The organism is Legionella jamestowniensis, from assembly GCF_001467745.1.
Lineage (GTDB): Bacteria > Pseudomonadota > Gammaproteobacteria > Legionellales > Legionellaceae > Tatlockia > Tatlockia jamestowniensis.
This window is the reverse complement of the sequence record NZ_LNYG01000013.1, coordinates 783,925-807,330: the sequence shown is the minus strand read 5'-3', so window position 1 is coordinate 807,330 and position 23,406 is coordinate 783,925. Positions and strand designations below refer to the sequence as shown.

Below are 23,406 nucleotides of genomic sequence, written 5' to 3'. Positions count from 1 at the left end.
ATTATTTGTTTTAAAGTTAAATAACAATTCTTCTCCTGCGCACTATTTGTAGGTTACAATTCAGCCAATTTATTTTTATTGCCTAATAAATGCAGCTAAAAGAGTTAAAGTTAGCAGGATTTAAATCATTTGTTGATCCCACCGTTATACCTTTTCCCAGTCAATTAGTGGCTGTTGTTGGTCCTAATGGTTGCGGGAAATCCAATGTTATCGACGCTGTGCGTTGGGTTATGGGGGAGAGCTCCGCCAAAAATTTGCGCGGGGAATCGATGACCGATGTGATTTTTAATGGCTCAACACAGCGAAAAGCTGTGGGGCAGGCATCCGTGGAACTGGTTTTTGATAACAGTCTGGGACGTTTAACCGGACAGTATGGCAGTTACCAGGAAATTTCAGTAAAACGAGTGGTTACCCGCGATGGAGAGTCTTCTTATTACTTAAATGGTAGCCGCTGTCGACGTCGCGATATTACCGATATATTTTTAGGGACGGGTGCCGGAGCCAAAGGCTACTCCATTATTGGTCAGGGAACCATCTCCCGCATTGTTGAAGCAAGACCAGAAGAGCTAAGGGCTTATTTGGAAGAAGCAGCAGGCGTTTCAAAGTACAAAGAGCGACGCCGGGAAACACTGTTGCGCATCAACCACACTCGGGAAAATCTGGCACGGGTAGCAGATATAAGAGACGAGCTGGATAAGCAATTACAACGACTTGAACGACAAGCAAAAGCTGCTGAACGGTATAAAATTTTAAAAGCAGAAGAGCGACTGTACAAGGCCGAAATTTTAGCCTTTAAGTGGCAATCACTGACTGAGGAACAAGCCATTAAACAAGCGTTGATAAAGCAACTTATGGCAGATTATGAAAAACATCAGGCTAATGCCACTGAGGCCTTTAAACAAAGCACCGCGCTTCGGGAAAAACTTCAAGATGATAATGACATTTTCCAACAAATTCAGACGGGTTTCTATCAATTAGCGACCGATATCGCTCGTCTGGAAGAAACTATTCAACAAAATCAGCGTGAAAAACAACGGTTACAAGCAGATAAGCAGCAAATAGAAGTAGATTGGCAAGCAGCCAATAGTCAAATACAGCAAGACACAGACGTGTTGCAGCAGAGTGAAAACTCATTGAAAGCTTTGCTTGAGCAGGGAGAAAAATTTCAAGCAGAATTTAATGGCAAGCAACAAGAATTGTTAGGGGCGCAAGCACAGCAAACAATCTGGAATGGCAAGATACAGACTATTCAGGCTGAATTTAATAAAGCCCTGCGAGAAATGCAGATGGAGCAAATGCGTCTACAACATATTGCGGAACAACGTCAACAGGTGTTAACTCGACTGGAAAAAATTACCGAGGAACAGCAAGTTAATGAAATTGATACGCTTGTTGAAGAGATCAAAGCCCAACAAGAGTCACTAACAACGCTGGCTACACTAATACAACATAGAGAACATGTCTATCATCAAACTTCGACAGCGCTTGCCCGATGTCGAGAACAATTTTTAGAAACTGAAACATTGGTGTTAAAGACTCAAGATGAGATTCATTCTTTAGCAACAAAACAGGCAACGGTATTGGCCATGCAGCAGGCGGCCTTGGGGCGTGCTCAAACGACCTCTAACCTGGCGCTTTGGAAAGAAAGTCCCAGGTTAGTTGAGAAACTGACGGTTGTTAAAGAATGGCAATATGCCTGCGAATTGGTGTTAGGCGACAATTTACAGGCAATAGTTCTTGATTCTATCGAAGAGTTTTGGCCAACACTAAAAGAACGGCCTACGGCCTCAGCAATATTCCTAACATCTAAAACAGCTCATTCCTCAATAAGCCGTTATCCACGTTTAAGTGAAAAAGTCACAGGGTTTTTACCGGAGGGATTGTTTTCGCTCGATAATATCTATACTGCTACAGATTTGGACGAAGCATTAAGGTGGCTACCTAATTTGCTCGATACAGAATCAGTTATTACCCCTGATGGGTATTGGTTAGCTAAAACCTGGGCCAAAATTGGCGTGCCTACCCACCAGCAAGAACAACATGGATTATTGCTAAGACAGGAGGAGTTACTAACGCTGAATGAAAGCCTTGCTTTAGCACAAAAACAACAGTCTGAGTTAAAAAATACTCGCGATCAATTGCATGAGCAGCTTAAAGAGTTTGAGAAGCATCTGGAAATGGCCAAACAGGATTTGTCAAAGGTACGGGATGATCATAAAACCTGCGAAGTGGTGATTAATAATAAAGAACGTTCACTTCAACAAGTGGAAGCAAGAAGAAACTTATTACTCATTGAGCAGGAAGAACTTGCCATAAAACTGGAAGAACTTGCAAGCGAGAAAGAGAAAGCAGAGACGTCCCTAGCACTGGCAATTGAAGCAGTAAACCGCTATGAAGAAGAGCAAAGAAATACAAGTGCACAAAAAAGTGTTTGGGATGACACCTTATTATCCCATCATAATGCGCTTGAGGAAGCAAGAACGGCTCTGCATCAAAACCAACTGGTTTATGACAGGGAAAAAACTAAAATCCAACAGCTTGAGGAAAATATAAAACGTGAACAGCTACGTCTGGACACGCTAAAAGAACGGAGGGAAATTCTGGCTGCCCGTCTGATGGCTTTGGAAACACCTGGAATGCAACTCGAAGAAAAATTGCAAGAAAAAATTCTGCAACATAATGAGTTAGAAACGCAATTAACGGTTTGCAGAGAACATTTAAATGCACTTTCAAAAGAGTTGGACTCTTTTGAAAGCTTGGTTCGTACTGAAGAAAAGCAGGCGCAGGTAATCCAAGAAAAAATGCAGCAAGAGCAAATGCAAGAACAAGCGCTTTCGGTTCGGGCGAGTGGGATTATTGAGTCGCTGGCTGAACTGAATGTGCAATTACACGATTTAATTGCTAATTTGCCAGAAGGTATGTCTCAGGGAGTACGCGAACAAATGTTGGGGGATGTTGTTGAAAAAATTAAACGTTTAGGGGCAATTAACCTGGCTGCTATTGAAGAGTATGACAGTGAATCACAACGTAAACAGCATTTGGATGAGCAATATCAAGATTTAACGGAGGCTTTAGCCACTCTTGAAGCTGCGATTGAGAAAATGGATAAAGAAACGCAGCAGCGCTTTAAAACAACATTTGACGAAGTCAATACGGCATTTCAGACACTGTTTCCACGTCTTTTCGGAGGCGGGCGTGCTATGTTAGAGTTAACCTGTGATAATCTATTGGAAGCGGGTATTTTAGTCATGGCTCAACCCCCAGGCAAACGAAATAGTACGATTCACTTGTTATCGGGGGGTGAAAAAGCAATGACTGCTGTGGCGTTGGTATTCGCTATTTTTCAATTAAACCCATCTCCATTTTGTATGTTGGATGAAGTGGATGCGCCACTGGACGATGTCAATGTTGGTCGATTTTGTACTTTAGTAAAAGAGATGTCACAATTCGTACAATTCCTGTTTATTACCCATAACAAAGTAACTATGGAATTGGCAGCTCACTTGATTGGGGTAACCATGCGTGAACCAGGTGTTTCCCGAGTGGTTGCAGTAGATGTCGAGCAGGCTTTGTCTATGAGCTCGTCCTGATGATGGTAAGAGTTCTTTAATTGAGGAGTTAAAAATGCAGGCAAATTGGAGTCTTATCCTTAATGTGTTATTGCTCATTGGGGTTGTGATTGCCATAGGACGCTTAATGAAGGCAAGACGTCAAAGCTTAAATCCCATTAATTACCAACCCTCGTTAGGGCAAACGGAAAGCAAGCATTTTGATGACATTATTGCGGTGCGTAAAGTAAACCAGGATTTCCCCACAGAAACGACAGAACCTAATGAAACTAATGGCGCACACAAAAGGCCAATGATGGGGAAAATCGAAGAGGATTCTATCTCAACCAATGAATCTGGCAAATCTTTAATGATGTTTTTACTCGCTAAAGAAAATCGTCAATTGGCCGGCTATGAACTATTGCAAACAGTATTATCTGCGGGTTTGCGTTTTGGCGAAGGACAATTGTTCCATAGGCATCAGTATGCAAATGGTCAAGGCCCTGTTCTTTGTAGCCTTGCAGCAGCGACTGCAAATGGTGTGTTTGATTTACAAAATATTGGCGCGTTTAGCGTAAGAGGACTTTGTCTTTTCATGCAATCATCAGGTAGCCCAACGATTGATGCAGAGCGTTTTGGTATTATGTATGACACTGCGAAACAACTATGTGAGGGTCTGGATACCTACTTGTTAGATGATCAACGGCAGCCTTTAACGGAAGCAAGTTTAGCGCGATATTATCGGATCCTTAATCTTAGTGAATCTTATGAGTTGCCCGCTTTGGCTTAAACGTAGTGCTGAGCAACTTACACTACGAGTTAAAGTTAAACCTGGAGCCAAACAGAATAAAATCTCTTTTAACACAACTGGAGGCTTGCAGATTAGCCTGCAAGCGAGCCCCCAGGAAGGCAAGGCTAATAAAATGCTTGTAGTTTATTTAGCAAAACTATTGCGCGTCCCACAAAAACAAATATCTCTTCTTCATGGTACCACCTCACGCAATAAGCTGATTGGCATAAAAATCCCCACGATGGAACAAGATAGATTAATTGAAATTTTACTTGGTATATCAAGATAATATGAACTTTCATGCCTTTGACGGATCGATACCTGAAAGCGGGAAACCATGAAGGATTATATAATTATAAAAATTGTATAAAATTAGAGCTCTCTCTGGTGACTTCGGCTAATAATCAGTACACTAAGGTTTTAACTATTTTAGACTGCTATGAATCTAAAAAATATTGCGAACTTACTTAATGTGCCTTGTGCTAGCAACGAATCAGTTACTGGCTTTTGTATTGACAGTCGCCAAGTCCGGCCCGGTAATCTATTCATCGCTGTTCAAGGAGAGCGTTTTGACGGACATGATTTTATGGCTGAGGCTGCTTCAAAAGGGGCAATAGCGATTATATGCAGTAAATCGAATGAAGAAATACCTATACCACAGTTTAACGTCCCTGATACGTTAAAAGCCTTGGCAAAAATTGCGATTTCCCATCGCCAAACTATTCATTGCCCCATCATTGCGTTAACAGGTAGTAATGGCAAGACTACTGTAAAAGAAATGATTGCCTCCATTTTGCCTAAACCTGCGCATGCAACCCCTGGTAATTTAAACAATCATATTGGTGCGCCATTGAGTGTGCTGCAGTTAAATGCCAACCATCGTTATGCTGTCTTTGAGTTAGGGGCTAACCATGTGGGGGAAATTGCCTATACTGCAGCCATCGTACGACCTCAGGTGGCGCTAATCAACAATATTGCGCCTGCTCATATTGGCGAATTTGGTTCAATTGATGGGGTTGCGCGTGCGAAAGGTGAAATTTATCAGGCATTGCCACCCGGTGGTATAGCCGTTATTAACGAAGATGATAACTATGCTCATTTTTGGGATGACAACCTGGTAGATAAAAAAGTCTTACGTTTTTCCCTTGGCAAGCCAGTTGATATTTATGCAAGAAATATTCAGTTTAATGACCAAGATTGTGCTAGGTTTGAGTTAGTATTGCCTACAGCCCATGCACAGGTGATGCTGCAAGTTCCTGGAGAACATACCATTGCCAATGCATTGGCGGCAGCAAGTTGTTGTTACGCTGCTGGTATCAGTTTGACCGATATCACTGAGGGTTTAAACCAATTTCGTGGAGTTCCTGGGCGCATGACTTTTCTGCCCGGTAAAAATCAATCGTTGGTCATTGATGACACTTATAACGCCAATTTACGCTCCGTATTAACAGCTGTTTCTGTATTAGCTAAACGCCGGGGTCGCCGCATTCTGGTTTTAGGGGATATGGGGGAGCTTGGCAACTGGACTCAAGAACATCATGAAGAAGTAGGTTATGCCGCCCAGCGCCAAGGAATTGATTTGTTAATGACTTGTGGTACCCATAGTGCTCATAGCAGTAAAGCTTTTGGAGATAGCGCCAGACACTACGCAAGTCAAGAAGAGCTGGCTTTAGATTTGCTCAACAAACTTGATGCCAATACAACCGTATTAGTAAAAGGTTCGCGTTCTGCAGCAATGGAAAAAATTGTGCATCGACTGGTGGGTTGAACTACTAAGAATATGATATGCTTGGCAGCTTTTTGCGCGGCCTGGAATACTCGTGGATATTTCGGGTGACATCCTAACTTTTTTATGAGGTATTAATAATATGCTTTACTGGTTAACGCAGCTATTACAAGGACAGTATCATGCGTTTAGAGTATTTCAGTACCTAACCTTTCGTTCTATTTTGGCTGCTTTAACGGCATTACTTGTAGGGCTGTTTTGTGGCCCTCTGATGATTAAATGGCTAAGAAATTTACAAATAGGACAAATGGTGCGTGATGATGGGCCGAAAACCCATTTATCCAAAGCAGGCACTCCTACAATGGGAGGGGTGTTAATACTGTTGGCCATTATTGTAAGTTGCTTATTGTGGGGAGATTTAAGGCAGGTTGCCTTATGGTTGGTATTATTAGTGACCACGGGTTTTGGTCTCGTGGGATGGATTGATGATTATCGTAAGTTGGTACGTAAAAATAGTAAAGGGTTGCCTGGGCGGTGGAAATATTTTTGGCAATCACTCATTGCGCTTGGTGCAGTGTTATATCTTTACCTGAATGCCGAAATTCCTGTGCAAACACAACTCACGGTCCCCTTTTTTAAAGAGTTGCTAATTGATCTGGGGCCATTATTTCCCGTGCTGGCCTATTTTGTCATTGTTGGCAGTAGTAATGCTGTTAATCTTACAGATGGATTAGATGGTTTGGCAATTGTTCCCATTATAATGGTAGCAGGGGCATTAGGTATTTTTGCCTATGCAAGCTCCAATTCAATCTATGCGCATTATTTGGCGATTCCCTTTGTCCCCGATACTGGTGAGTTAACTATTTTTTGTTCGGCAATTGTGGGGGCGGGGTTAGGCTTCTTATGGTATAACAGTTATCCAGCCCAGGTATTTATGGGGGATGTTGGTTCTTTAGCCCTTGGTGCTGCTCTTGGAATGGTTGCGGTTATAGTAAGACAGGAACTGGTGCTTTTGATTATGGGGGGATTGTTTGTAATTGAAACGGTATCCGTCATTTTACAAGTCGGTTATTTTAAATATACAGGCGGTAAGCGTTTGTTCCGCATGGCACCACTACACCATCATTTTGAATTGAAAGGATGGTCTGAACCTAAAGTTATCGTACGGTTTTGGATTATGACAGTCGTGTTTGTGCTCTGTGGGTTGGCAACCTTAAAACTTCGTTAGGTGCTATCATGAACCAATCTCTTTATTTAGTTGCAGGTTTAGGAAAAACAGGGCATTCCATCGCCGGTTATTTGCGACGGCGAAATTTGCCTTTTGTAGTTTTTGATACCCGTCCAGAAGTAAAGGGATTGACTGAATTTACTGCGATGTTTCCAGGTGTTGATGTCTTTTTAGAAAAATTACCTAATACCATTTATCAACAGTTGGCAGGCATTATCACAAGTCCGGGAATATCACTGGACGAACCTTTTCTCCAGGAAGCTTTTCGCCTCAATATTCCTGTGTTTGGAGATATTGAATGTCTGGCTCGAGAAACTACGTCTCCAGTTGTTGCAATCACAGGAACCAATGGTAAATCAACCGTCACCACTCTGGTGGGTGAAATGGCTCAAGCGGCTGGATTATCAGTGGCAGTCGCTGGAAATATTGGCTTACCGGTTCTTGACCTTTTGGATAATGATCAAGAGTATGAGCTTTGGGTATTGGAATTATCCAGTTTTCAATTGGATCTAACCCATTCTCTTAAGCCAGTCGCTGCCACTATTTTAAATCTCTCTCCTGATCACTTAGACAGGCATCATACGTATGAGGCCTATATTGATTCAAAACAACGAATTTATCAGAACGCACAATTTCTTTTATACAATCGACAAGATGAGCATACCTACCCTAGCAAGATATTAAATCAAGGTAGCAAAGCCAATTATGGTCTGGATAAGCCTGATGCTTTAAATTGGGGAATTGTGGAGAAAGAGGGTATTAATTATCTTGCACAGGGTGAATACTGTTTTTTAGCAGTGGATGAATTACGTATTAAAGGAAAACACAATTGGCAGAATGCATTAGCTGCTTGTGCTTTGGCTCGTGCAGCAGGCATAGATTTTAAACCTATCATTAGCGTGCTCCAATCGTTTAAGGGTCTACCTCATCGGTGTCAATGGGTTAGAACTTTAAATCAGGTTAATTGGATTAATGATTCTAAGGGCACCAACATTGGAGCTACTCTTTCTGCCATTTCTGGGATAGGAGGATCCATGCAAGGAAAAATTGTATTGATTGCCGGTGGGCAAGGAAAGGGAGCAGATTTTACTGAATTACGCACGCCAGTAGCTGATTATGTCCGCTCCGTTGTGCTTATTGGCGAAGATGCCGATAAACTTGAAGCAGCGCTTGCTGATGTGGTGCCTGTATTGCGAGCCCCTTCCTTGGACGGTGCTGTAGTAATGGCGAAGGAGCAAGCCAAACCAGGAGATGTGGTACTGTTATCACCGGCTTGTGCAAGCCTTGACATGTTTCGTGATTTTAATCACCGTGGTGAAGTATTTACTGAGTTAGTAGGAAAATTGTGAGTACGATGCATCCTCGACATTACAACTTGCGTGGTAAACCCACTCACAAGCCCATAGCACTTTATGACAAATGGTTAATGGGGGCTGTTCTGGGGTTAATTATTATTGGTCTAATGATGGTAGCTTCCAGTTCTATTATGATTTCTACCAAATATTATCATCAGCCTTTCCATTTTTTAATTAGACAGGCGTGCTATCTCTTCGCCGGTTTTCTAGCAGCCCTGGTAGTCATGCGTATAGATAGCACGTTTTGGGAAAAAGCGGGTGTTCCCCTACTACTCATTTGTCTATTGATGTTACTGCTGGTTTTAATCCCTGGAATCGGTCGTATCGTCAACGGTTCAAGACGCTGGCTTGCATTTGGTCCTATAGGGATTCAAGTTTCTGAATTAGCCAAGTTAACCATGGTTTTTTATGTTTCGGGTTATTTGGTACGCCAGCAAGAGAGTGTACGACACAGTATCATAGGCTTTATCAAGCCCATGATAATTTTAGGTTTAGTATCGCTGTTACTATTAAAAGAGCCTGATTTTGGAGCCACGGTTGTTATTTCAGGTACTGTTATGGCCCTTTTATTCTTGGCGGGCGTAAAATTTCGCTATTATGTTGGGCTGTTAGTTATTGTGATTTGTTGCTTAGCGATGCTTGCACTTTCATCCCCTTACCGCGTGGCACGCATCACTGCTTTTCTGGATCCGTGGGCTGATCAATTTAATAGTGGGTATCAGTTGACCCAATCATTGATCGCATTTGGGCGTGGAGGTTGGCTTGGCGTCGGTTTAGGTGATAGTGTGCAAAAATTATTTTACCTGCCAGAAGCACATACCGATTTTCTATTTGCGGTATTAGCTGAAGAATTAGGTTTGGTTGGCGTACTGTTGGTATTAATTTTGTATAGTATACTGGTGATAAGGGGTATGGCTATTGGTTTTACTGCTTACAGCCAGGATCGTTTGTTCGCCGCTTTTACGGCTTATGGACTAACATTCTGGATAGGGTTGCAAGCAGCAATTAACATGGGAGTCAATTCGGGTCTACTGCCTACAAAAGGATTGACATTGCCGCTATTAAGTTATGGGGGCGCTAGTATGGTAGTAAATTGTGTAGTTATGGCACTGTTATTGCGTATTGATCATGAAAATCGTTGGCAATCTTTAGGATTAAGAGCGCCAACCTAACAACAGAGGACAGTATTGGTTAAATGTTGTTGTGCAACCGAATACTGTTCATACTAAAGGGGAATTTTGTGAATAACATAGGGCAGTTTCTATCACCAAGGATGGGACGAGTAGAACAAATACATTTTGTTGGGATTGGTGGCGCTGGAATGTGTGGAATAGCCGAAGTGTTGCATAACCAGGGTTATCGCATAACAGGCTCTGATCTCAGCGAAAGCCGCTCAGTACAGCGATTACAATCGTTGGGTATTCAAGTTTTTATTGGCCACCGGGTGGACAATATTGTTGGTGCGGATGTGGTTGTGCGCTCAACGGCCGTTAGCACAGACAATCCAGAAATTACTGCAGCTAATGACCAACTGATTCCGGTGATCCCGCGCGCTGCCATGCTTGCAGAGTTGATGCGTTTTCGACATGGTATTGCTATTGCAGGTACTCATGGAAAAACAACCACAACAAGTCTAGTGAGTAGCCTCCTGGCTGAAGGTGGTCTTGATCCGAGCTTTGTTATTGGTGGAAAATTGAATAGCTGTGGTACCAATGCTCAATTGGGCACCTCGGCTTACTTTGTTGCAGAAGCAGATGAAAGTGATGCCTCCTTTTTATTTTTAAAGCCTATGATGGCGGTGGTTACTAATATTGATGCTGACCACATGGGTACTTATGATGATAACTTCGATAAATTACGCAATACTTTCATTGAGTTTTTGCATCATCTGCCTTTCTATGGCTTGGCGGTATTGTGCATAGAAGACCCGGAAGTTCATCGCATCCTTTCTGCAGTGCAACGACCAACACGGACTTATGGATTTCGTGAAGAAGCGCAGTATCGAGCGCTTAATTGGACGCAAAATGGCTTACTAAGTGAATTTACAGTACAAAGGCCAGCTCCTTTTAAACCCTTGAACATACAATTCCAATGGCCAGGGCGCCATAATGTTTTAAATGCATTAGCTGCCATTGCGATTGCCACGGAACTAGGCGTTGATGATGAATCGATTGTTAAAGGATTAATGAAATTCCAGGGAGTCGGCCGACGCTTTCAAATGCTTGGTGAACGTCGCTTCGAACGGGGTTCCGCTATTGTTGTGGATGATTATGGCCACCATCCACAAGAAATCCGTTCCACGATTGACGCATTTCGTCGTGTTTGGCCCAACAAACGGTTAGTGCATGTATTTCAACCTCATCGCTACAGTCGTACACAGTCATTGTTCAACCAGTTTGTCGATGCCCTCAGCTTATCAGATGAATTACTCCTGATGGATATTTATTCAGCAGGGGAGCAGGCAATTCCTGGTTTAACCAGCGAAACGTTGCTCACACAGATTAGTCAAAATAATCCTAATGCCAGGCTGGTAAATGATAAAAACCTTACCCAGATATTAGATGAGTTAATTACGGATGATAGTGTTATTTTAATGCAAGGCGCCGGTAATATTGGACAGTTGGCACTTAATTTAATGCAGACTTCAGTGCGAGAATCCGCATGAAAACGATAGACATCGTCAATACAGAAGCCTACAAGGGACAGTTGCTGATTAATGAACCACTGGCTGATTATACAACTTGGCGAGTCGGTGGCCTTGCGAGTAAATTGTATAAGCCTGCCAGTATTGCTGATTTAGCTGTTTTTCTTAGGCAGTTACCCAAGAATGAACCTTTACTATGGTTAGGATTGGGAAGCAATTCCTTAATTAGAGACAAAGGATTTAAAGGGACCGTTATCTTAACTCAGGGCTGCCTTAAAGAAATTCGCTTGATTAGCGAGGAACTGGTTCATGTTGAGGCTGGTGTCTCGTGCGCTACGATGGCCAGATTTTGTGCTCGGGCCAATTTGACGGGCGGTGAATTTTGGGCTGGTATTCCTGGGACAATGGGAGGCGCTTTACGAATGAATGCAGGTTGTTTTGGGGGGGAAACCTGGCAGTCTGTAGTGGAAGTAGAAACAATAACTCGCCATGGTGAATTGCGCATACGAAAACCTGAAGAATTTGAAATAGCCTACCGTCATGTGGCAGGATTACAAGATGAATGGTTCGTTGCAGCAACCTGCCGATTGATAAAGGGTGAGAAGGAAAAATCCTTAAACCTGATTAAGGAGTTATTAACACATCGAGCCAATACACAACCAACCAGCGAATTTAATTGTGGTTCGGTGTTTAGAAATCCTCCTGGTAATTTTGCTGCTCGCTTGATTGAGTCTTGTGGGCTTAAAGGAAAGCAGATTGGAGGGGCAATTGTTTCAGAAAAACATGCCAATTTTATAATTAACCAACATGGTGTTGCCTTAGCTAGCGACATTGAATCATTAATTGAATTCGTGCGTGATACTGTTCATCAACAAACCAATGTCGAATTAATTCGCGAAGTGCATATCATCGGAGACCTTTAATGGCTAAATTGATTAATTTATTATTACTTTATGGTGGAAAGTCGGGTGAGCATGAAGTTTCATTAGTTTCTGCTGCTTCTGTCTTAAGAGAGTTGGATGCCAATAAATACAATATTATTCCTGTTGGAATGGATAAAGCAGGGCAATTCTACCTTAATAATTATGAAGAATTAAAAACTTTCAAAGAAAGTTTACCTGTAAAAACAGCTCAATCGCGTAGTATGCCTAGCCTGTTGGTGAATGGCCGTTTGGCCGTTGATGCACAGGTGGTTTTTCCTGTGGCCCATGGTCCGTTGTATGAAGATGGGTGCTTGCAGGGTCTTTTGGAGTTAGCTGGTGTCGCCTATGTTGGCTGCAATGTATTGGCATCTGCAATTGGTATGGATAAAGATATAGCAAGGCGTTTGGCTTGTAATGAAACAATTCAATCAGCACGTTATCGCACGCTATCTTGGTATAGCTCTCCTTCCGAAAGACAGCAATTCTGTCGGCAAACTGCAGCCGATTTAAACTGGCCTTTGTTTGTTAAACCCTGTTCATTAGGCTCGAGTGTGGGTATCCATAAAGTTAAGGGCATGGCAGAATTAACTGCAGCAGTAGAAGATGCTTTACGCTATGATGAAACTATTCTGGTTGAAGAAGGTATTTCCGGACGAGAGATTGAGTTGTCCGTATTGGAAAATACTTCACCTTGTGAGAGACCTAGAGTCAGTCTGCCAGGTGAAATTTGCGTTCATCATACGGATGGGTTTTACTCTTACTCGGCCAAATATTTAGAAAGCAACCAGACAGAACTTGAAGTTCCTGCCCAACTTTCACCAGAAATGATAAAACGTTTACAAACAATTGCTGCCGACATTTTTACCCGTTTAAAATGTAAAGGGATGGCAAGGGTAGACTTTTTTGTCGATGAACAACGAGACAAAATCTATTTTAATGAAATTAATACTATTCCTGGATTTACACCCATTAGTATGTATCCCAAAATGTGGCAGGCTAGTGGCCTTGAATATCCACAACTCCTAGATGAACTAATTAACTTGGCGATAAGCCATCAACATTGTCGACAACAATTAGTCACGGATTATCAGTAAACAAACCAAAGGCTAAGCAACGATAAGGTAAGAGGTGATAGGATACGTGGATGGATGCTGATACAGGAAAGTTGCGTTACGCAAGCTTTTTAACGCTATTAATCATTGTTGCTCTCTTTTTGGCTGCCAGATTAGTTTATTTATACCTGGCGGATCCAAAAAGATTTCCTATCAGCACCGTTAAAATCGCTGCAAGCTACCATCATATTACTCATAAAGATCTCGAATCGGTATTGACCAAATATTTAAACTCCAGCTTCTTTTCATTACCTGTTGGTAAACTATATGCTGATCTTAGCGCTTTTGATTGGTCAAACAAAATTCAAGTGGAACGCATTTGGCCGGATACATTAAAAATAATATTAGTAGAAAAAGTGCCGGTAGCGACATGGAATAACGCTATGATTACTGAGAAGGGTGAGCTGTTCAATCAAGGGGGGAGACTGGATACTTCTCTTCCTCACTTAAGCGGTCCTGTGAATCAACAGAAGGAAGTCTTACAAGTTTATAAAAAAATGAGTAAGATATTATCAGTATATGGGTTGCATGCAGCCTCATTAGAGTGGCGTGATAATCGGGCTTGGGAGCTTACTTTAGCGAATGGTGTGCAGTTACGCTTGGGGAAGCGCGATTTGGAAACAAAAATAATCCGATTCTGTAAAGCGTATCCTGCTGTTTTTGCAGAAAAATCGGAGCAGTTGGTAAGTGTAGATTTGCGTTATCCACGGGGCATGGCGGTGCAATGGAAAAAATAAGCGGGAAAATAATGGCAAAAAAATTAGAAAAAAATATCATCACCGGTTTAGATATTGGTACTTCAAAAGTAGTAGCTCTTATCGGCGAAGTAGCTGCGGATGGTGCAATTGAGATTATAGGTATTGGGCGTCATCCCTCCCGCGGATTAAAAAGAGGTGTGGTTGTTGACATTGAAGCAACGGTGAACTCTATCCAGCGGGCTGTGCAGGAAGCAGAATTAATGGCAGGTTGTGAAGTACGTACAGTGTATGCAGGGATTGCTGGCAGTCATATACGCAGTTTAAATTCACATGGTATCGTTGCCATTAAAGATCTGGAAGTTTCCCAAATAGATGTGGAACGCGTACTTGATGCCGCGAAAGCCGTAGCAATACCTGCCGATCAGAAAATTTTACATATCCTTCCTCAGGAATTCATTATTGACAACCAGGGTAGCATTCGTGAACCGGTTGGTATGGCTGGCGTGCGTCTCGAAGCTCGTGTGCATATTGTAACTGGGGCTGTGAGTGCTGCACAAAATATAGCTAAGTGTGTACGGCGCTGCGGTCTAGAAGTCAATGATATTATTCTTGAGCAATTAGCATCCAGCCATGCAGTGTTAACTGAAGATGAAAAGGAACTGGGCGTTTGTTTAATTGACATTGGCGGTGGTACTACGGATATCGCAGTGTTTGCTGAAGGTGCTATTCAATACACAGCTGTGATTCCTATTGCAGGCGATCAAGTGACCAATGATATTGCCATGGCTTTACGGACACCTACCAAGGCAGCAGAAGCAATTAAAGTGAAGCACGCTTGCGCCATGCCTGAGATGTGTAATGCGAACGAAATGATAGAAGTACTAAGTGTCAACGAACGGCCTGGCCGAAAAATTTCTACTAAGGTTCTTTCCGAAGTAGTCTCTGCGCGCTATGAAGAATTATTTTCTCTTGTACGCAATGAATTGCGACGAAGCGGTTTTGAATCTCGTGTTGCCGCTGGTATGGTAATGACAGGCGGTGGCTCTTGTGTTCAAGGGGCTATTGAGTTGGCCGAAATGTGTTTTGAAATGCCTGTGCGTCAAGGTTGTGCTCACCATGTCTCAGGATTGGTAGAGGCCACAGTTAATCCATCGATGACGACAGGTGTGGGTTTATTGTTACATGGTTTTCAGCAACAATATGAAGGTGGTTACAATGTAGCCCATTTAAATGATAGCGGTAAAGGAATGTGGGCGCGTATGAAAGAATGGTTTAATGGTAATTTTTAGATACTTTATGATTAAAATAGGCACAACAAAAATAAATCATTAAGCATTGGGAACATTCAATTATGGATTTCCCGGTCAAGCTACTGGAAGTGGGGCAGTGAGAAATATTGTTTAAATTTAAGTCATTAGGTGCTCTAGTAGGTTTAATCCAGATAGGTTACAATGATATTATTTTGTTGGGATAGAACCTCGTTATTGGCAGAATTTTTGAGGGGAGAGGTCAAATGTTTGAATTAACGGAAAGTCAACCAGACAATGCCGTAATAAAAGTTGTTGGTGTTGGCGGCGGTGGTGGTAATGCAGTTCAACACATGGTGGCTGAGAATATTGATGGTGTTGAATTTATTTGTGCCAATACTGATGCCCAAGCACTCAAAAATTCAAATGCTAAAATTCATATTCAGTTGGGTGAAGAGTTAACCAAAGGCCTGGGTGCTGGGGCTAATCCTCAAATAGGTCGTGAAGCTGCTGAAGAAGACAGAGATAGAATTAAGGAAGTATTAGTTGGTGCTGATATGGTATTTATTACCGCTGGTATGGGGGGAGGGACCGGAACGGGAGCCGCCCCTGTATTTGCTGAAGTAGCGAAAGAACTGGGTATTCTCACGGTAGCAGTTGTCACCAAACCTTTCTCTTTTGAAGGTAAGCAACGCGCCTTGGCTGCTGAAGAGGGAATTCGTCGTTTAGGTGAGCATGTTGATTCATTAATCACTATTCCAAACAATAAACTACTTAGCGTTCTGGGAAAAAATATTAGTCTATTAAATGCTTTTAAAGCCGCTAATAATGTTCTTCTTGGGGCAGTAAAAGGCATTTCTGATTTAATTACTCGCCCTGGCCTTATTAACGTGGACTTTGCTGACGTTCGTACAGTAATGTCTGAAATGGGTATGGCCATGATGGGCACCGGTAGTGCTACGGGTGAGCAAAGAGCTCGTCAAGCAGCTGAAGCAGCAATCGCTTCCCCACTGTTAGAAGATGTTAATTTTTCGGGCGCTCGCGGAATTCTGGTGAATATCACTGCTGGCCTTGATATGTCTATCGGTGAATTTGAGGAAGTAGGGGATGTTGTCAAAGAATTTATTTCAGATGACGCAACAGTCGTCGTTGGTACGGTCATTGATCCTGAGATGACAGATGAGATGCGCGTTACTGTTATTGTAACCGGCCTTGGTGATCATCGTGGCCGTCATCAACAGCAAACTATTGCCACACCTAAGACGCGGGTAGCAGAAACAACCCGTAGTGATGGCACATTTGACTATCAACAATTTGATAGACCTGCCGTCATGCGTAAACAGGCTGCTGTAACTCCAAAATCAACGACAGAATCTTCAATACCGGATGTTGATTATCTAGATATTCCTGCCTTCTTACGACGGCAAGAAGAAAGCGTTGAGTAATCCTTTTGGTTTAGTTTTTTGTAGCACTGATTTAGAGATAACCACGTCATTCTGACTTTGGCCAGAATGACTGGATTAGCACTAAACAGCATTAAAAAGATTAGACTAAACAATAAATTGTTGATATGATTTGGCAGTTTATTGCGCTTAAAAATGGGATATCAAAAAGGTGATTACTGAATGATAAAACAAAGAACTCCAAAGAAAGTCATTCAAGCAACAGGTGTAGGTTTACATTCCGGAGAAAAAGTTTTACTCACCCTGCGTCCCGCTCCAATAAACACAGGTATTGTTTTCAGACGTACTGACTTGAATCCTGTAGTGGAAATCCCTGCTTTGTATGATCATGTTGGTGATACAATGCTTTGTACTTCATTACAACGCGATGGTGTTAAAGTTGCTACAGTTGAGCATTTGCTTTCGGCCTTTGCAGGCTTAGGCATTGATAATGCTTATGTAGATATTAATGCGCCTGAAATCCCTATCATGGATGGTAGTGCTGCGCCTTTCGTATTTCTCATTCAATCTGCTGGTATCCGTGAGCAAAGTGCAGCCAAGCGATTTATTCGCATATTAAAGCCAATTCGGGTTGAAGATGATGGCAAATACGTACAGTTTCTTCCGCATAATGGTTATAAAGTTTCCTTTACTATTGATTTCGATCATCCGGTTTTCAATGATAAACCACAGATGGCCACTTTTGATTTTTCTGCCACTTCTTACGTGAAAGAAGTATGTCGGGCGCGAACTTTTGGTTTTCTCTCGGACTATGAGAAATTGCGTGAAAATGATTTAGCGAAAGGTGGTAGTTTAGATAATGCAATTGTCGTTGACGACTACCGTATCCTTAATGAGGATGGCTTGCGCTTTGAGTCTGAATTCGTAACGCATAAAGTTCTGGATGCTATTGGTGATCTATATCTTTTAGGTTGCGGCTTAATTGGTGCCTTTGAAGGACATAAATCGGGTCACGGCCTAAACAATCGTCTCTTGCGGGAATTAATGGTGCGGCAAGATGCTTGGGAATATACCTATTTTGATGCAGAAAATTATCAACCTACTGTGGTTACTGAAGCGGATTTTTTGCCTGTCGAAGCTTGATTGAGAGAGTTAAGAGATAGCTTCTATTCATTTAGAATTATAGTCCCCTATGGGATGGCCATATTTGGTGTACTTGAACTAAATAATATCAATTTATAAAATTTTCCTTTCCTACGTCAAAAAAAAGTCCAGTAATTTGTTTTTAAATTTTGCTATAATTATCCAAAGTGTTCAATTGTTGCTCATAATGAGGCATTACCGTCGCGCGATAAAAAAATTAAGAATTAGGCTGATATCAATAAAATTAATATATCAACTTTATGGCTTTTTTGGCTTATTTAGATTCATAACTCATGATCATAAAAGCCTTAAAAATGTCAATAGAATGTATTTTTTAACCCATTTAAATAAAGATTATTCAAAAAATATGGTGTCTGAACTCTTAAAAAATAATGAAATAAAATCAACAATTGATAAAAGGGTATTAAGCAATCCAGATTTAGAAAAATTCGAGAAATTACCGCAAGATACTCTGGGATTTCAATATTATAAATTTCTTAGGGAAAATGAGATAAAGCCTTTTGTTTTTGCCTCTCCTTATTACAAAATGTGTGGAATTTATAATTATGTTTGCATAAGAATGATTGAAACGCATGATATTTATCACGTTATTCTCGGTGCAGATACAGATTTTATTGGTGAGGCAATTGTGGCTAGCTTCACAATCGCTCAGCTGCCAACCTATTTGCCTCCCGGGGTCCATATTGCTGCTGGAATGTTATCTGTGGCCATTGATGGAACAATTCCTTTAGATAAGTCGATTGAAGCAATTTTATTAGGGTATGCTCAAGGGAAAAAAGCCAAACTATTATTTACCATTGACTGGAGCGGTTTATGGGAAACAAATCTTGAACAAATAAGAAAAGATTTAAATATAGATGTAAACAGGGGCAATAATGGACTTCAACTCCAGTGATATTAAAAAATATTTACTCAAAAAGTTAGAAAAAAAATCACCTTTAATAGCCTTTTGCCAACCAAAAATAGACTTCATCACAGAGAAAGCCTGCCAAATCAGATTGCCGCTTAATGATCATACCAAAAGCCACTTAGGTTCCATGGGATTTGGAGCACTTGCTGTAGGGGCTGATCTGACCGGTGGATTATTGGCATGGTTTCATATTCAAAAAATGCCTAATAATTATGACTTTTGCTTTGCTGCAGCTCAAATAAAATTTTTAAAAAAGCCCTCTTCTGAAGTTATTTTTTGTTGCCGCGATGGAGATCTTATCTCTGCCAGTCTTAAGTCTTTACAACCGAAAGAAAAAATTAATATAACTATTAATGTTATTGCCACGATAGAGTCAACTCTTTTTGAAAAGAAAGCGGCTGTTTTTGATCTAAATTTATCAATAAAAAATCGAGGGAAAGTTTAAATTTTTTATAAAATATCCTTTTGCTGAAAATTTGAACTAGCCTTAAACCCTCTTTTTTTTAGTTATTGTCTTATTCACTAAGACAAGAGGTCTCAACATGATGATGCATGCATACCCCGCACACATTTGTTATATAACAGCTGTTAAAATTGTCTTGTGATCCTTACGAGTTAATCATGTCTGGATGGTCAACCGCTAAATTAGCTAATTTTTGCAAAGCTTCCTTTAGGGGCTCGTAGTTACATTGTTGGCTAGCGGAATGGATTGCCTGTCGGCTATTGGAAGATAACGTGGCTGTTTTTGTGGTTTTAGTATTTGAAGAAAGCTGTGCAGAGGGGGCTTCGATTAAAATTTTAATTCCCGTTAAATAATAAAGTCCAGCTTCCTTTCTCAATCGATCTCGTAGCTCAGGGACACTATAACGTAATTCCGTTGCAAAGGCGGCATTGCTAATAGTTATTGATAATGAACCCTTGATAAAACTCCCTACTTTGCAGTGTTTGGCTAAATGCGGTGGTAAATAATTTTTAATCATCGTATTTAATCCTTCCAACTCCATGGAAGTCAGACAAATTTCCATTAGTTTCGGATTCAAACAGCGATTGATGCGGCGCATTAGTATTCTTGAACAAGAAAATTTAAAGAATATCAAATTTCTTAAAATTAAGCTTCTAAAAATTACAAAGGAATACCTGGGACGAAGCGTCGTTTTTTGGTGATAGTAATTGATGACAGCTATCAGTATCTGCAATATGATAAGAAGGTTTTTTAATTAGAGTGATGAAGGATGATAATGACGGACAGAAATGTCGTATATTTTGCGAGACTGCATTGGATTTTATTCTTCTGGCCGGTGGCACTGGCTTGTTTTGCTATTTTTTTAGGTGCACAAATTAATCAATTGAAAGAAGTTGCATTAATGTTTCTTTTTGTTGCCCTAATTTGGACACTAATGACATGGGTAACTTACCATTTTTCCTCGTTAACCATTAAGAACAAACAAGTAATTTTGCGCACTGGGATGTTAGTAAGACAAACAATTGATATTCCTTTATCCAAAATTGAATCCATTGATATCCGCCAGTCGGTATTAGGAAGTCTTCTTCGTTACGGTTCTTTGGTTATTACAGGAACAGGTGGAACTCGTCATGTGATGAATTTTTTGGACAAACCACTCACTTGCAGACGTTACATAGAACAGCTTATGCATGAATAACCAGCATTGGTCGGGGCAATTTTTTAAACATCCTATACATTCGATTGTTTCGTTAAAAGGTGGTCAGCAGCATCAAACAGATTTAATCGAGCTTTACGATGGAAGCAAGTGGGTTTGTAAAATTCTTAATAACTACACTTGGCTTGGAGCAATAAAACAAATCCAATTAGCTTTCACAGAAGATATTGCTACCTATGTAGCTCAGGAGTTGAATTGTACGTTTGCCCCCTTAAAGTTAGGGAATAGCAATCAGCAGGACAACTATCGCTATCTAATCGTTCCTTATTGTAGTGGCAAATCAGTGGTTGCTGTTAAAAAAAAGCAGGCAATGAAGTTAGGAGGGTTACTCGCCAAGTTGCACGGGTTATCATTAACCCACCCAGAAGGACGAGGATTCCCTCTTATTCATTTGCCAAACCAATACATTTATCCTGTCTGGCTTAAATTGTTAGTACAACGTTGCAATGAACTTCATGAATATGATAAAGCAAACTGGATAATTAGCCATCGCGATATGCATTTGCAGAATATTATTTGGAAAACAGTAACAAAACCTCATTTGATTGATTGGGAAAGTGCAGGTTTTATTCATCCTTTCATAGAATTAATAGGCTTGGCGACCAATTGTTCCGGTTTGGCAAATTGTCAATTCGATAAGGAACTTTTCCAGGCTACTTTGCTAGGTTATCTTCAGCAAAAAGGTAAATTACCTCGGACGGATAACAATCTTTGGGAAATGTGTTTCCATAGTTGGCTTCTTTGGTATAACTATAGCCTGGAAAAAGGGTGTTATGAAGACGCCCAAAATACGTTACAGGCGATTGAGTTAATCAAGCTAACAATGCCTGTATTAAAGACAATTTATGCTGAGGCGAGTGATTATGAAAAAAATAGATTTGCGTAGCGATACAATGACTAAACCCAGTAAGGATATGCTGCAAGTGATGATGAATGCCGAAGTAGGTGACGATGTATGGGGAGAAGACCCTACAGTGAAGCATTTGGAAGCATTGATAGCTGATAATGCTGGTATGGAAGCAGCAGTGTTTGCTCCCTCAGGAACACAATCAAATTTAATGGGGTTAATGGCGCATTGTGAGCGTGGTGATGAATACATTGTAGGCCAAACAGCACATACCTATCGTTGGGAAGGAGGTGGTGCTGCCGTATTGGGAAGTATCCAACCGCAGCCAATAGATTTCGATGAAGAGGGCTGTCTTCCTTTGGACAAAGTCGCGTGCATGATTAAACCTTTAGACGATCACCACCCTCGTACCAAATTGCTTTGTCTTGAAAATACAACGGACGGTAAGGTCTTGCCATTAGCGTATTTACAAAAAATTCCCTCTTTTTGCCGGGATCATCAATTAAAAAGTCATTTGGATGGGACTAGAGTTTTTAACGCGAGTGTGAAACTGCAGGTTCCCTTGCAAACAATTAGTCAGAATTTTGATTCGATTTCCATCTGTTTGTCGAAAGGATTGGGGGCACCTATTGGTTCAGTCCTTTGCGGTAGTAAAGAATTTATTAAACGGGCAAGGCGTTGGCGAAAAGTGTTGGGAGGTGGGATGAGACAGGCCGGTATTTTGGCTGCCGCAGGAATTTATGCTGTAAAAAATAATATAGAGCGCTTGAGTGAAGACCACGAAAATGCCTTTTTTCTGGCTAGTGGTTTAGCTGAATTAGACGAGATTGAGATTGATAAAGCTTCTCTACAAACCAATATTTTATTTCTTAGGTTCAAAAAACAATACGCAGAATTACAGTCGTTTTTGCTACAAAAAGGAATTTTATTGCCGAAAAGCTCCAATAAACAAGGCCTTGTACGATTGGTTACCCACCTTGATGTGTCAAAGAGTGATATTAAGTTAGTCATCAATGAAATAAAAACGTTTTATTCAAGGTAAACAAGGGATCAATAGGAAAAATGACATTTATACTGTATCCCTAGAGGATTCTTCATCGAGCAAGAAAATTTTTAAATTAGCAATAATAGTCAAATGACTGCTTTTCTAATGAATTAACATTGTGAATGTAAATAACGATGTGTGGATGATAGCATGAACTATGAATGTCAATTAGAAAAAGTCATTGAGTATGTTGGTAAACATCTGGATGATAAACTCACCCTAGCCCAATTAAGTGAGATAGCTTGCTTTTCTAAATATCATTTTCATCGAATATTTACAGCTTATACAGGTGTATCTTTACAGCAATACATTCGGTGGATTCGCCTAAAACGGGCTGCGCATCAATTAATTGTTGATAAGAATAAACCCATTATTGAAATCGCAATCAATGCGGGGTTTGAATCCCATGAATCCTTTACACGTGCTTTTAAACAAAGCAGTGGTATGACGCCAACTGAATTTAGATTGCAATCAAGTTGGCAAGTTTGGGAAAAACCCCCTTATCGTTTGCCTCAACAAGGTAATCTCACAATGAATGTAGTTATTAAAACAATGAAAGAAAGGCGTTTGGCTGTTTTGGAGCATCGTGGTGTTCCACAAAAAGTAGGAGAAAGTGTTAATCGGCTGGTTAACTGGGCAAAATCCCAAGCGATGAACTTAAAGCCTAAAGCCGGAGAGGCGTTTGCCTTTGCCTATGATGATCCAAAAACAACGCCTCCCTCGGAGTTTCGTCTTGACCTCTGCATTACTGTCCCGGAACAGATAAAATTGGAAGGAGAGGTCATCGAAAAGCGTTTACTCGCAGGTCGCTATGCAGTAGCCGTACATAAAGGAACGCGTGACACCATTGCTGATACGGTTTATGGTTTGTATCGTGATTGGTTACCCAACTCAAATGAAGAGCTGGGTGATTTGCCTTGCGTATTCTGTTATTACAATTTTGATCATGAAGTTGCTGAAACAGAACTGTTGACCGAATGTTGGTTACTGTTGAAATAATTAACCGATTCGCTGGATACCGTGCATAAGCACGGTAGGTTGGCGATGGAGATAAATCTGTGGCCAGGTCGAACAAGGCATAACAAGT

The 23,406-nt window shown here is 41.0% G+C and carries 21 protein-coding genes; 20 read left to right on the top strand and 1 reads right to left on the bottom strand.

The window, feature by feature from the left end:
* Positions 1–89: 89 nt before the first annotated feature.
* From smc to Ljam_RS07880, 16 genes are all read left to right on the top strand, one after another.
* Positions 90–3,590, top strand: a complete 3,501-nt coding sequence (gene smc / locus Ljam_RS07955) for a chromosome segregation protein SMC (RefSeq protein WP_058449521.1) — start codon at positions 90–92, stop codon at positions 3,588–3,590.
* 34 nt (positions 3,591–3,624) lie between these two features.
* A complete protein-coding gene (locus tag Ljam_RS07950; RefSeq protein WP_058449520.1) occupies positions 3,625–4,338 on the top strand; it encodes a cell division protein ZipA C-terminal FtsZ-binding domain-containing protein in 714 nt (237 codons plus the stop codon).
* Positions 4,316–4,627 (top strand): DUF167 domain-containing protein, encoded by a 312-nt coding sequence (locus tag Ljam_RS07945; RefSeq protein WP_058449519.1) that lies wholly within the window; start codon positions 4,316–4,318, stop codon positions 4,625–4,627. Before Ljam_RS07950 ends, Ljam_RS07945 begins: the two co-directional genes overlap by 23 nt.
* A gap of 150 nt (positions 4,628–4,777) precedes the next feature.
* Positions 4,778–6,106 carry a UDP-N-acetylmuramoyl-tripeptide--D-alanyl-D-alanine ligase gene (locus Ljam_RS07940; protein ID WP_058449518.1) on the top strand — a complete coding sequence of 443 codons (1,329 nt, stop codon included), beginning with the start codon at positions 4,778–4,780 and terminating at the stop codon, positions 6,104–6,106.
* A 100-nt stretch (positions 6,107–6,206) separates the two neighbouring features.
* On the top strand, positions 6,207–7,292 hold the full coding sequence (mraY, locus tag Ljam_RS07935; RefSeq protein WP_058449517.1) for a phospho-N-acetylmuramoyl-pentapeptide-transferase: 1,086 nt from the start codon (positions 6,207–6,209) through the stop codon (positions 7,290–7,292).
* An 8-nt stretch (positions 7,293–7,300) separates the two neighbouring features.
* Positions 7,301–8,641 (top strand): UDP-N-acetylmuramoyl-L-alanine--D-glutamate ligase, encoded by a 1,341-nt coding sequence (murD, locus tag Ljam_RS07930; RefSeq protein ID WP_058449516.1) that lies wholly within the window; start codon positions 7,301–7,303, stop codon positions 8,639–8,641.
* Between the two features lie 5 nt (positions 8,642–8,646).
* Positions 8,647–9,819, top strand: a complete 1,173-nt coding sequence (gene ftsW, locus Ljam_RS07925) for a putative lipid II flippase FtsW (protein ID WP_058449515.1) — start codon at positions 8,647–8,649, stop codon at positions 9,817–9,819.
* Positions 9,820–9,887: 68 nt separating this feature from the next.
* Entirely contained in the window at positions 9,888–11,312 is a 1,425-nt protein-coding gene (gene murC / locus Ljam_RS07920; RefSeq protein WP_058449514.1) for a UDP-N-acetylmuramate--L-alanine ligase, read from the top strand.
* Complete coding sequence (gene murB, locus Ljam_RS07915) at positions 11,309–12,214, top strand: UDP-N-acetylmuramate dehydrogenase (RefSeq protein ID WP_058449513.1); 906 nt, start codon at positions 11,309–11,311, stop codon at positions 12,212–12,214. Before murC ends, murB begins: the two co-directional genes overlap by 4 nt.
* Positions 12,214–13,308, top strand: a complete 1,095-nt coding sequence (locus tag Ljam_RS07910; protein WP_058449512.1) for a D-alanine--D-alanine ligase family protein — start codon at positions 12,214–12,216, stop codon at positions 13,306–13,308. The genes murB and Ljam_RS07910 overlap by 1 nt, the downstream gene beginning before the upstream one ends.
* A gap of 50 nt (positions 13,309–13,358) precedes the next feature.
* Positions 13,359–14,063: a cell division protein FtsQ/DivIB gene (locus Ljam_RS07905; RefSeq protein ID WP_058449511.1), complete on the top strand. Its 705-nt coding sequence runs from the start codon at positions 13,359–13,361 to the stop codon at positions 14,061–14,063.
* An 11-nt stretch (positions 14,064–14,074) separates the two neighbouring features.
* Positions 14,075–15,313 carry a cell division protein FtsA gene (ftsA, locus tag Ljam_RS07900; RefSeq protein ID WP_058450760.1) on the top strand — a complete coding sequence of 413 codons (1,239 nt, stop codon included), beginning with the start codon at positions 14,075–14,077 and terminating at the stop codon, positions 15,311–15,313.
* 224 nt (positions 15,314–15,537) lie between these two features.
* On the top strand, positions 15,538–16,716 hold the full coding sequence (ftsZ, locus tag Ljam_RS07895) for a cell division protein FtsZ (RefSeq protein ID WP_058449510.1): 1,179 nt from the start codon (positions 15,538–15,540) through the stop codon (positions 16,714–16,716).
* A 180-nt stretch (positions 16,717–16,896) separates the two neighbouring features.
* Positions 16,897–17,817, top strand: coding sequence for a UDP-3-O-acyl-N-acetylglucosamine deacetylase (lpxC, locus tag Ljam_RS07890; protein WP_058449509.1), 921 nt, complete (start codon positions 16,897–16,899; stop codon positions 17,815–17,817).
* A gap of 325 nt (positions 17,818–18,142) precedes the next feature.
* Positions 18,143–18,733: a Coq4 family protein gene (locus tag Ljam_RS07885; protein WP_162262918.1), complete on the top strand. Its 591-nt coding sequence runs from the start codon at positions 18,143–18,145 to the stop codon at positions 18,731–18,733.
* A complete protein-coding gene (locus Ljam_RS07880) occupies positions 18,714–19,193 on the top strand; it encodes a hypothetical protein (protein WP_058449507.1) in 480 nt (159 codons plus the stop codon). The genes Ljam_RS07885 and Ljam_RS07880 overlap by 20 nt, the downstream gene beginning before the upstream one ends.
* 163 nt (positions 19,194–19,356) lie before the next feature.
* On the opposite strand, the gene Ljam_RS07875 is transcribed toward Ljam_RS07880, so the two are convergent.
* On the bottom strand, positions 19,357–19,809 hold the full coding sequence (locus Ljam_RS07875) for a DciA family protein (RefSeq protein WP_058449506.1): 453 nt from the start codon (positions 19,807–19,809) through the stop codon (positions 19,357–19,359).
* A 177-nt stretch (positions 19,810–19,986) separates the two neighbouring features.
* Between Ljam_RS07875 and Ljam_RS07870 the strand changes: the two genes are divergently transcribed.
* The 4 genes from Ljam_RS07870 (at position 19,987) to Ljam_RS07855 (ending at position 23,318) form a co-directional block, all read left to right on the top strand.
* A complete protein-coding gene (locus Ljam_RS07870; RefSeq protein ID WP_131762331.1) occupies positions 19,987–20,409 on the top strand; it encodes a PH domain-containing protein in 423 nt (140 codons plus the stop codon).
* Positions 20,402–21,313, top strand: a complete 912-nt coding sequence (locus Ljam_RS07865) for a phosphotransferase (protein WP_058449504.1) — start codon at positions 20,402–20,404, stop codon at positions 21,311–21,313. Before Ljam_RS07870 ends, Ljam_RS07865 begins: the two co-directional genes overlap by 8 nt.
* Positions 21,291–22,316, top strand: coding sequence for a low-specificity L-threonine aldolase (gene ltaE / locus Ljam_RS07860; protein WP_058449503.1), 1,026 nt, complete (start codon positions 21,291–21,293; stop codon positions 22,314–22,316). Before Ljam_RS07865 ends, ltaE begins: the two co-directional genes overlap by 23 nt.
* A gap of 153 nt (positions 22,317–22,469) precedes the next feature.
* Positions 22,470–23,318: an AraC family transcriptional regulator gene (locus tag Ljam_RS07855; RefSeq protein WP_058449502.1), complete on the top strand. Its 849-nt coding sequence runs from the start codon at positions 22,470–22,472 to the stop codon at positions 23,316–23,318.
* Positions 23,319–23,406: the final 88 nt, after the last annotated feature.

Coding starts and splice junctions, on each gene's coding strand:
- smc (WP_058449521.1), top strand. CDS start 90: ATGCAGCTAAAAGAGTTAAAGTTAGCAGGATTTAAATCATTTGTTGAT.
- Ljam_RS07950 (WP_058449520.1), top strand. CDS start 3,625: ATGCAGGCAAATTGGAGTCTTATCCTTAATGTGTTATTGCTCATTGGG.
- Ljam_RS07945 (WP_058449519.1), top strand. CDS start 4,316: ATGAGTTGCCCGCTTTGGCTTAAACGTAGTGCTGAGCAACTTACACTA.
- Ljam_RS07940 (WP_058449518.1), top strand. CDS start 4,778: ATGAATCTAAAAAATATTGCGAACTTACTTAATGTGCCTTGTGCTAGC.
- mraY (WP_058449517.1), top strand. CDS start 6,207: ATGCTTTACTGGTTAACGCAGCTATTACAAGGACAGTATCATGCGTTT.
- murD (WP_058449516.1), top strand. CDS start 7,301: ATGAACCAATCTCTTTATTTAGTTGCAGGTTTAGGAAAAACAGGGCAT.
- ftsW (WP_058449515.1), top strand. CDS start 8,647: ATGCATCCTCGACATTACAACTTGCGTGGTAAACCCACTCACAAGCCC.
- murB (WP_058449513.1), top strand. CDS start 11,309: ATGAAAACGATAGACATCGTCAATACAGAAGCCTACAAGGGACAGTTG.
- Ljam_RS07910 (WP_058449512.1), top strand. CDS start 12,214: ATGGCTAAATTGATTAATTTATTATTACTTTATGGTGGAAAGTCGGGT.
- Ljam_RS07905 (WP_058449511.1), top strand. CDS start 13,359: ATGGATGCTGATACAGGAAAGTTGCGTTACGCAAGCTTTTTAACGCTA.
- ftsA (WP_058450760.1), top strand. CDS start 14,075: ATGGCAAAAAAATTAGAAAAAAATATCATCACCGGTTTAGATATTGGT.
- ftsZ (WP_058449510.1), top strand. CDS start 15,538: ATGTTTGAATTAACGGAAAGTCAACCAGACAATGCCGTAATAAAAGTT.
- lpxC (WP_058449509.1), top strand. CDS start 16,897: ATGATAAAACAAAGAACTCCAAAGAAAGTCATTCAAGCAACAGGTGTA.
- Ljam_RS07885 (WP_162262918.1), top strand. CDS start 18,143: ATGTATTTTTTAACCCATTTAAATAAAGATTATTCAAAAAATATGGTG.
- Ljam_RS07880 (WP_058449507.1), top strand. CDS start 18,714: ATGGACTTCAACTCCAGTGATATTAAAAAATATTTACTCAAAAAGTTA.
- Ljam_RS07875 (WP_058449506.1), bottom strand. CDS start 19,809: ATGCGCCGCATCAATCGCTGTTTGAATCCGAAACTAATGGAAATTTGT.
- Ljam_RS07870 (WP_131762331.1), top strand. CDS start 19,987: ATGACGGACAGAAATGTCGTATATTTTGCGAGACTGCATTGGATTTTA.
- Ljam_RS07865 (WP_058449504.1), top strand. CDS start 20,402: ATGAATAACCAGCATTGGTCGGGGCAATTTTTTAAACATCCTATACAT.
- ltaE (WP_058449503.1), top strand. CDS start 21,291: ATGAAAAAAATAGATTTGCGTAGCGATACAATGACTAAACCCAGTAAG.
- Ljam_RS07855 (WP_058449502.1), top strand. CDS start 22,470: ATGAACTATGAATGTCAATTAGAAAAAGTCATTGAGTATGTTGGTAAA.